The sequence below is a fragment of the Paraburkholderia sp. GAS32 genome (assembly GCF_050434225.1).
In the GTDB taxonomy this organism is placed as follows: Bacteria; Pseudomonadota; Gammaproteobacteria; order Burkholderiales; family Burkholderiaceae; genus Paraburkholderia; species Paraburkholderia madseniana.
Map to the genome: position 1 here is coordinate 1 of NZ_JBNPVS010000104.1, position 10,322 is coordinate 10,322.

The window sequence follows — 10,322 nt, forward strand, 5'->3', positions numbered from 1 at the left end:
CTCGATCTTGCCCGGGGACGCCGGTAACAGCTTTGGGAACGGTGCGGGCTTGCCGCAACCGGTTAATCCGGCGAACCCGACCGGGCCGCAGAGACCGTTCGATATCTCCAAGGATTGCCCGTCAGGTCCCGGCGGTGCGGATTTTGCGCCGGGCACGGGCAAGTGCGGCCACACCATGGGCGGTGCGCCGATCGCGCCCGCACAGACCAGCGTCAACGTGCTGCTGCAACAAACGCCGATGGCGACCGCGAAGGTCTCGGTGTTTGTCTTCGAGGACGACGCCCCTCTGAATGGCGAAGTGGACGTCGGTGGCGGAACCGACACGTTCGGTACGGCACACGAGCCCGGACTTGGCGGATTCGAAATCAAGCTCTGGGACGACGCGGGCGGCACCGGGGACCCGACCGGACAGATGACCTACGACATGTTCAACATGCCGCTGTCCAATTCCCTGCAGGGGACAATCGATCCACTCACCGGGCTCAATGCCTGCCCGATTTCGACTTCGACCGACGGGATCGTCGGCATGGTCCCGACGTGTCCGAAATTCGAGTCGGACGGCAAGACGCTGTCGCCGCTCGTCGGCACTGCCGTCATTGCCAACCTGATGCCCGGCCGGTACGGCGTGATCGCGACACCGGCAGCCGACCGGATCGGCAGAGGCGAGGAATGGCTGCAGACGAACACGCTGGACGGACAGAAGGCTCACGACGCTTTCATCAAGGCAGGGGAGCCGGCGTACTTCCAGGAGTTCGGACCAGCGGGCTTTCACGTCTCGGTCGGCTTTGCCAATCCGAAAATCATCAATGCGCGTTTGCCCGGCGTCTGCGCAGGGACGACATGCAACAACGGACTCAAGGGTAGGGTCACCGACCTGCACATCAGCCGTCCGCCGAATGAGAACCTTTACGGAAGCGGGTCACACACTGCCTTGGGTTTCACGCAGTGCTACGTGAGCGTCGGCGATCCGGACGGCGAAGATATCGCCTTCACGAAGTGCAATGCCGACGGGACGTTCAGCTTTAGCGGCCTGCCCTCAGGCACGTTCAGAATCACGATCTTCGATCAATGGAACGATCAGATCGTCGACGGGCTCGCGACGGCGGTCCAACTGGCGGGTGGCCAAACCACGAACGTCGGGGATCTTTCGGTGCTCCAATGGCACACGAATCTCTACACCCGGACCTTCATGGACACGACCGGCTCCGGCGTCTCGCAGCCGAGTTCCCCCGGGCTCCCGCTGGTTCCGACCAATGTCCGTTTCCGTGACGGCAGCTATTCGAACTTCAACAACACCGACCTGAACGGTTATGCATCGTTTAACGAAGTGTTCCCGCTGTTCAACTGGTATGTCGTCGACACCGACGAGACCCGCTTCAAGCAGACGGGCGTCCATGTGGTCTATGACGCGGGCGGCCCACCCGACGGCACGCCTGGCGGGGGCAGCTCGACCATCGCCGCCAATTTCGCCAACACGCAGGAATCCGCGACGGCGCACCTGCCCACGAACCTTCGCGTGCCAGGCGCGGTGTACTGCAACGATGCGGATTGCACCGACCGTTCGGGCACGAACCCTTCAACCGGCCGGGTCGATCCGCCGTGGGTGACCACGATGGGCTGGCAGGGCTTCATTGGTCAGAGCTCCTTTATCGAATTCGGCAAGACGCCGTTTGGCGCGACTGAAAACGGCGGCATCCGGGGCGAAGTCATCTATGCTTCGACGCGGCCGTTCGACGATCCTTCGCTGCTGATCCACACGAAGTGGACGCCGGACGTGCCGAACGTCACGGTGAACCTGTATCAGGAGGGCACCGCGGCGGACGGCACGACCAGCCTGACGCTGGTGGACACGACGAAGACCGCGAGCTGGGATGACTGGGCGCAGGGCTTCCGCTCCGACGGCGTGCCGAACATGAACTGTCCGGGACAGGAGACCACTGACCCGTTCTTCTTCACGTTGAAGGACACCCCGCAATGGCTCGACGCGCAGCATCGTGCGTTGCCGGCGCATTCGCAGTTCAAGTGCTACGACGGCATGCACGCGTTCAACCAGCTGCAGCCCGCGCCGTACGACGGGATGTACAAATTCCCCAGCGTGACGGGCCGGAGTACGACGACCGGCAAGCCGACCGCGACGAACTGCACGGTCTGTGTGGCCAATCCTTCGGGCGACGGTACGCAGATGCTGCCTGCCGGCAAGTACGTGGTCGAAGTGATCGTGCCGCCGGGCTACGAACTGGTGAAGGAGGAAGACAAGAACATCCTGATCGGCGACAACTACATTGCGCCGGTCACGCAGCAGTTCGCCGGTATCGGCGCCATCTTCATCCTGCCCGACCAGGCTGCGGTGAACTCCACCTATAACCGGAACAATCCGCAGAATCCGACCCAGGACCTGGGCTCCACCACCTACTCGCGGGGCGAGGGCGACACGGGCAGCATCGAAACCTCCTGGCCTTGCGTCGGTGAGCTGCGCATCGTGCCCGACTTCATCAGCTTGTTCCCGGGTTCGCAGGAAGTCGCGCCGTTCGCGGGCGCCTCCCGGCACCTGTGCGACCGCAAGGAAGTGAACCTGACGAACCAGTCTACAGTGCTGACGAAGTTCTGGATCTTCAGTTCGACGCACGTGGCTGCGCACTACACCGGCTTCATGCTGGATGACTTCTCTTCGGAGTTCGATCCGTATTCGCCGCAATTCGGTGAAAAGTTTGCGGTGCCGAACGTACCGGTATCCATAAAGGATTTTGCCGGCAACGAAGTGTCCCGCGTGTATTCGGACCAATGGGGCATCTTCGACGGGCTGAACTACTCGACCTGGCAGGTCAATCCGCCGAACCCGACCGGCTATGCACCGACGATGATGGTCACCTGCATGAACGATCCTGATATGCCCGATCCCGCGCATCCCGGCCAGACGATTCGGGATCCGTGGTTCAACCCTGCGTACAGCCAGTTCTGTTACGAGATTCCGTTCATGCCCGGACAGACCCAGTACATGGATACGCCGGTGGTGCCGGTCCAAGCCTTCGCGGATGGCTACAATCAGCCTGACTGCGCTTACCCGGATGCCACGCCGGCGATTGCCAGCGCGACGGGCGACGCGATCCCCGGCGGCGGCGCGGGACCCTGGGTGAGCGTTGCCACCCACACGCTGACAATCAACGCTCAGGGCAACCAGCAGGTGCCGAACCATGCCTACACGGGGCCGGCTGCGACCACAGCGCCGTTCAACCAGAAGTTCATCACGCGCCACTATGGCTTTGGCAGCCGGCCTTCGACATGCCCGGCCATCGGCCCGTGCCAGAACGCCACGATCGGCGGTGTTCCGATGAACAATGTTTCATGGAGCGACACCACGATCACAGGCCAGGTGCCCATCCTGGTCGGCTCGCAGTCGAGCTGCACGATCCAGCAGCGTGGCGTGCTGAACCCCACGTCCTGCGGTGAACTCGCCATCACGGCGGCCAACGGCAAGCGCTCGATCGACACGGTCACCGTGACGATCGGCGGCAAGGCGCCGACCTACGTGAACGGCGAGAACGCCACGAGCAACGCGATCCAGACCGCGATCGACAAGGCAACGCCGGGCGACATGATCGTCGTCGGCCCGGGTGCCTATAACGAAATGCTGCTCATGTGGAAGCCGGTCCGGCTGCAAGGTGTGGGCGCGACGTCCGTGACCGTCAACGCGAACACCCATCCGGCGGGCAAACTGGACCCGTGGCGCAGACAGGTCGGTTGCCTGTTTGGCGTCGCAATGAATGGCGCCATGATCTCGTCGACCAATCTGTACGATCCGAGTGGCGCGTATTCCTGTTCGACGACGATGCAGCGCAAGGTGGATCCGATACCACTCGAACCCACCGTCGGTTGGGACTACAACCTCAATGGCAATCTCGCCGAACTGCTGATCGAACCGACGCTGATGGGCGCGTATGAAGGTGCGGCAATGACTGTGCTTGGTAAAGGTGTGAAGGATGTGCTGGTGGGCGGTGTGCTGCAACCCGATCCGAACTGCACCGCGAACGGCATCTGCGCGCCGCTCACGAACAGCAACGCGGATTGCACTGCGTATCCGAGCAACTTCCTGTGCAATCCGTCGCGTATCGACGGCATGACCTTCACCAACAGCTCGCAGGGCGGCGGCGGGATATTACTGCACGGCTGGAACCATTACACGGAGGTCTCGAACAACCGCGTCTTCAGCAATGCCGGCACGCTCACGGGCGGCATCACGGTCGGCATGGTCGAAACGCCCGAGGCGACCATCGCCACGGACGGCGTGACTGAGGTGCCGTTCCAGTTCAACGCGCATGTGAACGTGCACCACAACGCGGTGACGTCGAACGCGTCGTACGGCGATGAAATCAACTCGACCACGCCTTCGTCAGCGGGCGGCGTGACCTTCTGCACGGGTGCCGACTACTATCACTTCAACTACAACTGGATCTGCGGCAACATGAGCAGCGGCGACGGCGGCGGTGTCGCACACTTCGGGTTCAGCTATAACGGCGACATCTCGCACAACTGGGTGCTGTTCAACCAGAGCAACAACCCGACGCTGCCCACCTACGGTGGCGGTGTGATCGCCCAGGGCGTACCGCCTGACGGCACGTTCTGCGAGAACTCGACGGTGGACATCGATTGTGCTCCTGAGCTTTCGGATGGCGTGGGCCCAGGCCTCGTGATCGACGGCAATCTGATTGTCGGCAACACGGCGGAAAGCGGCAAGGGCGGTGGCCTGCGACTGCAGGGCGTCAACGGCACCGATGTGCAACGCAGCCCCAGCAACCAGGCCGCGTGGTACCAGGTTCGCGTGACCAACAACATCATCGCGAACAACGTGGCCGGGTGGGCGGGAGGCGGTGTCTCACTGCAGGATGCGGTGCGCGTAAGCTTCGTCAACAATACGGTGGTCTCCAACGACTCGACGGCGTCCGCAGGCGTGCTGTTCAACACGTCCGCGGCCACGCAGGCCAACGTCGGGCCGCCGAACTGCACGACGGTGGGGGCGGAAACGACGTGCAACCCGATCACGACGTCGACCTACGAGCCGGCCGGGCTCGAGACCGCGCGGCATACGCCGAACTTTATCGCCGCGTTCACCAATCCGGGTGTGGTGTGCCCGACGGGTCAGCCCAACTGCACGACGTTCTCGAACCCGACGCTGAGCAACAATGTGTTCTGGCAGAACCGCACGTTCTATATCACGGTGTCGGGACTGGACAAGAACATACCCGGATTACAGAACGCGGTCGCGTTGAACCCGACGTTGAACCAGGCAGGTCAAAAAACGGGCTATTGCGATCCGAAGGCTGTCTATTGGGACATCGGCGCGTTCGGCGACACCGGACCCACCAACCACCAATCGGGTTTGACGCTGAGCCCGCAGTACTCGATCCTGACCGACGCCGGCGACTATCCGGGGGCGCATAACAGCGCGGCCAACCCGGCGGTGGTGAGCCAGTACTGCAACGGTGCACGTGTGCCCCCGGAAGGTGGCGGCGTCGGCTTCGCGGTGCCTCCGGGCATCTCGGATACGGTGCTTCCGAACCCGCTGTTCAGCCTGCTACCGTCGGCGACGCCTGACGAAGGCAACAACTGGATCAACATGTCGTACGGCCCGCTGTCGCTGTTCAACGAAGCGCTCATGTCGGGCAGCACCGGCTATAACGTACTGCTGGGCAACTACTCGATCAAGACGGGTTCGTCGGCCATCAATACCGGCACGTCAGCCGGTGCGCCGAATCATGACATCTTCGGCACGTCGAGGCCGCAGGGTGCCGGATACGACATCGGCGCGGTCGAGGTCGTGCAGCCAGGGCTGTTGGGCGGCACCCCTCCGCCGATCGATCCGCTCGCCTTGGGGAGCCCGTCTGGCGGTCTGCTTGGCGGCTTGCTCGGCGGTGTGCTTCAGGGATTGGCGCCGAAGTTGCCTGTGACACCGCCGCCGCCGCTGACTCCGGCGCAGACGCAGCCCGCGGTCATACGCTGAAGGGGACGCGGCAATGAGACTTCGATCCCCCTCGACGACGCCGGCGGTGCTGTTCGTGAGCAGCGTGTGTCTGACCGCGACCCTGGTTCAAGGGGTCGCGGCCCAGCCGGGCGCACCGGCGGCGTCCACGCCCAGGCACTCGCCGTATTTGCCGGTGAACATGTCGCAGCACGCGAAGAACTACTACGGGATGATGAAGGGCATCGATAACCTGAGCGTGCGCCGCACCGCATCGGGCAATCTGATCCGCTTCAACTATCGCGTGACGGATCCGGTGGCGGCGCATCTGCTCGGCGAGAAGACCGCGACCGCCTACCTGTACGGGCAAACGAGCCACGCGGTGCTCGAGATTCCGGTGATGGACAAGGTCGGGCCGTTGCGCCAGACCGGTCCACTTGAAGCCGGGCAGGAATACTGGATGGTGTTTTCCAACAAGGGCGGGCCGATCAAGGCCGGCGAGCGCGTCGACATTTTCATCGGTTCGCTTCATGTCGACGGACTGATCGTCGAATGATCGCGGCACGGCGATTTGCAACACAAATGGGGGAGGTGACTCATGTCTCGATTTCTTTTGAAGGCGATTTCGGCGGCCTCAGTGGCCTGTGTTCTGGCATCCTGCCCGGTCGCATACGCGGCCTCGGCCGCAGGAACGGCGCAAGCCGCGGCGGCGAGTCATCTTGGTGCGGCGCAGATCGTCGAGCGGAACGTCGCGGCACGTGGTGGGCTTCAGGCGTGGCATGCGGTCAATACGATCACAATGTCAGGGCAGATCGATGCCGGTGGCAAGAAGAACACCAGGCTGCCGTTCACGATGACGATGAAGCGGCCGAACAAGAGCCGCTTCGAGGTTCGCTTCAACGAGCAGACGGCGTTTCAGGTCTACGACGGCGCGCGGGGCTGGAAGGTCAGGCCCTTCCTCGGACGCGACGAAGTCGAACCGTATACCCCTGCGGAGGCTAAATCGGCTGCGGCGTCGGCTGACCTGGAAGGGCCGCTGATCGACTATGCGAGCAAGGGCTCACGGGTGGATGCTCTGGGTATGGAATCAGTGGAAGGGCATCGCGCGTACGTCCTGAAGCTGACGACGAAAGACAATACGTCACGCCGCATCTGGATCGACGCAAGCAGTTTTCTCGAACTGAAGATCGACGGCGAACCACGCAAGCTCGACGGCCGGATGCACGATGTCGCCATCTTCTATCGCGATTACAAGAAAGAAAATGGGCTCGTCATTCCGCACACGCTGGAAACCGCCGTCAGCGGCGTCAAGCCGACGCACAAGCTGACGATCGACCATGTCGCGGTGAATCCGCCGACGGACGACACCCTGTTTGCAAAACCGCAACTGGCCATGGCCAGAGTGCCGAACCAGCAGCCGCTGGTGAATAGCCACTAGCCGCTATCGTGCGAGGTCCACTGCCATGACACGAATCGCATTGTGGATGCTCATCGGCTGCCTGACAGCGGCAGTGTACGCGAGCGAGCAAATACCGGAGGGGCACGATCTGAGTGCGGACCAGATCGTCGAGAAGAACGTCACTGCGAGGGGCGGCCTCGACGCATGGAGGAAGATCCAGACGATGGTCTGGGTCGGGCACGTGGATAGTGCGAATACTCCCGCGGAGGAATTGCCGTTTGCCCTCGCGCTGAAACGTCCGAACAAGACACGCTTCGAGATCACCGTGCTCAACCGGCGGGCTGTCCGCATGTTCGACGGCAAACAAGGCTGGAAAGTGAGCCCGAGCGCTACGGGCAGCGGGGAATCGCGGCCGTACACCATGGACGAGCTGAAATCCGCGCATGACGAGCAGGTCATCGACGGGCTACTGATCGACCATCAGGCGAAGGGTGTCGATGTCACGCTTGAAGGTATCGAAAAGGTCGACGGACACGATGCTTACCGCCTCGGCGCGAAGTTGCCTTCCGGTGTGACCCGTCATGTGTGGGTCGACGCGCAGAGCTTTCTTGACGTGAAGTACGACCGCGAAGTGCGGGGCCCTCGCGGGCCGGTCACCGTGCAAGTGAAGTACAGCGACTACAAGGACGTCGAAGGTTTGCAGATACCGTTCACGATCGAAAGCGGCGTAGCGGCGGCCGGAAAGAGCGACAAGCTGACGATCGAGAAAGTCTCGCTCAATCCGCCGCTTGACGATGGCATGTTTACCCGACCCACCTCGCCGGGCCGGCGCAATTCGGTGTCGGTCAACGCCGAGATGTCGCCGCCGACGCTGCCTGCCCTGAGCCGGCCGAGCCCCTAGCCATGGACCGCGCCCGGTTCAGCCATGAAACCATTGCGTGGGCACGCCCGCTCGCGGCGCGCATGCTCGTTCAATGTGTGGTGCTCGGCGCGTTGATTGTGCCGGTGGGCATGGCGAACTCCGCCCCGTCAACGCCGCCGATGACAACAGCGAACATGGGGGAGGCGATCTTCCAGAAAGGCGTGCTGGGTTCGGGCGAACCGCTTGAGGCGACGCACGACGGTGGCGTGAACCTGCGAGGCGCCGCAGCGGCCTGCATGAATTGCCATCGGCGCAGCGGCCTTGGCTCAAGGGAAGGCAATAGCAGCATCCCGCCGATCACCGACCGGTATCTGGTGCATCCTCGCGTAGAGAGTCCCGAAGAGTTCGATCTCCCGTACGTTCCCGGCATGCGCACCAATCGCGAGCCCTACACCGATGCGACGATCGCAAGAGCCATACGCGAGGGGCTCGATTCGGAGGGCAAACCGCTCAGCAATCTGATGCCGCAATACGCGCTGAACGACACCGACATGGCAGCGCTGATCGGCTATCTGAAACGCCTCGATCGACGCAGGTCAGCAGGTGTGACGGACACGGTGCTGCACTTCGCGACGATCATCACACCGGATGCGGACCCGGTGAAACGGCGCGGCATGCTCGATGTGCTCAAACAGTACTTCGATGACAAGAACGTGTTTCCGCTTGGCGCGACGCCGCCGCTGCGCGCGTCGCACAAGATGATGTTCATGGTCAATCGTCGCTGGGAACTGCATGTGTGGGAGCTGAACGGACCGCCGTCGACGTGGCATGAACAGTTGAAGCGCCTACTGGTGGAGCAGCCGGTGTTTGCGGTGCTGTCGGGACTCGGCGGCAAAAACTGGGCGCCGATCCACGAGTTCTGCGAGCAGGAGGCCGTGCCGTGTCTCTTTCCCAACGTGGAAGTGCCGGTTGAAGCCGACCAGGATTTCTATTCCGTGTATTTCTCGAAGGGCGTGCTGCTCGAGGCGGCGCTGCTCGCGAGGCGGATTCTCGATGAAGCCCATGGCAAACCCGAGCAAGCGACGACAAGGGTCTGGCAGGTCTATCGCACAGGCGACAACGGCGAGCGGGGCGCACAGGCGCTTGCCGCCGCGTTGAAGGGCCATGGCATCGCAGTGTCGAGCCGCGCTCTGGCGCCAGGCGACAGCGTCGCACGCTCCCTGCACGGAATGTCGCGTGCGGACGTGCTGGTGCTATGGCTGCGACCGCCCGACATCGCGGCGCTCGGGCGTTTGCCACCGCCTTCGGACACCGTGTTCATGTCGGGGCTGCTGGGCGGGCTCGATAGCACACCGTTGTCGGCGAGCTGGCGCGGCGTCACGCGCCTCGCGTATCCATTCGACTTGCCGGACGGACGGCGTGTCCGTGTCGACTATGCGTTCGGCTGGTTCTCGATTCGCAAAATCCCGATGGTCGCCCCGCAGGTCCAGGCGGATACCTATCTTGCGTGCGGTCTGCTGGCGGAGACGCTTGGTCATATGGTCGATGCGTTCGAGAGGGACTACCTGATCGAGCGCATTCAGGACATGCTTGAGCGCCGCATCCTGACCGGGTACTACCCGCGCCTGACGCTGGCGCCCGGGCAGCGCTTCGCGTCCAAAGGCGGCTATATCGTCCGTTTTGCCGAGCCGGACCGGGTCAGGCTCGTTGCCGACGGGGCCTGGATGGTGCCGTGACGATGTCGTGAGACGAGGCGTGGAGCGGCGCGCAAGAACTCACGAGACGGTATCGCCTGTGCGGTCGAGCGCCTCCCCTACCGCAAGAATAGGACGTTGACCCATGTCGTTTCCTGTCAACGGTTTGCACAAGATAAACGTGGCGAGGGGCACGCATACCCCATCGGGATGGGTCACAGTAGTCGCAAGATATTTTCCTCATTTCGCTTTTTGTCGTCAGGCGAAACCAAGGAATGCAGTCATTGAATTTTTCCGCCGTTGGTCAATGTGTGAAGCGCGGCGCAGGGAGAGATAGCCATGGCAAGGACTATTATCAGTATTCCTGCATTTAATCAGATGCTTCGCTGTGGTTGGACGGTGGCCTTCGTGGCG

At 62.7% G+C, this 10,322-nt stretch carries 5 protein-coding genes; all 5 read left to right on the plus strand.

Annotated elements, in window-relative coordinates:
- Positions 1–5,995: choice-of-anchor Q domain-containing protein (locus P3T25_RS48025; protein ID WP_429364753.1), on the plus strand; the 5,995-nt coding region annotated here is incomplete at its 5' end.
- 13 nt (positions 5,996–6,008) lie between these two features.
- Positions 6,009–6,509: a hypothetical protein gene (locus P3T25_RS48030; RefSeq protein WP_429364755.1), complete on the plus strand. Its 501-nt coding sequence runs from the start codon at positions 6,009–6,011 to the stop codon at positions 6,507–6,509.
- Between the two features lie 42 nt (positions 6,510–6,551).
- Positions 6,552–7,391 (plus strand): outer membrane lipoprotein-sorting protein, encoded by an 840-nt coding sequence (locus tag P3T25_RS48035; RefSeq protein ID WP_429364757.1) that lies wholly within the window; start codon positions 6,552–6,554, stop codon positions 7,389–7,391.
- 25 nt (positions 7,392–7,416) lie between these two features.
- Entirely contained in the window at positions 7,417–8,253 is an 837-nt protein-coding gene (locus P3T25_RS48040) for a hypothetical protein (protein ID WP_429364759.1), read from the plus strand.
- Positions 8,254–8,255: 2 nt separating this feature from the next.
- Positions 8,256–9,950 (plus strand): cytochrome C, encoded by a 1,695-nt coding sequence (locus P3T25_RS48045; protein ID WP_429364761.1) that lies wholly within the window; start codon positions 8,256–8,258, stop codon positions 9,948–9,950.
- Positions 9,951–10,322 lie beyond the last annotated feature (372 nt).

Coding starts and splice junctions, on each gene's coding strand:
- P3T25_RS48030 (WP_429364755.1), top strand. CDS start 6,009: ATGAGACTTCGATCCCCCTCGACGACGCCGGCGGTGCTGTTCGTGAGC.
- P3T25_RS48035 (WP_429364757.1), top strand. CDS start 6,552: ATGTCTCGATTTCTTTTGAAGGCGATTTCGGCGGCCTCAGTGGCCTGT.
- P3T25_RS48040 (WP_429364759.1), top strand. CDS start 7,417: ATGACACGAATCGCATTGTGGATGCTCATCGGCTGCCTGACAGCGGCA.
- P3T25_RS48045 (WP_429364761.1), top strand. CDS start 8,256: ATGGACCGCGCCCGGTTCAGCCATGAAACCATTGCGTGGGCACGCCCG.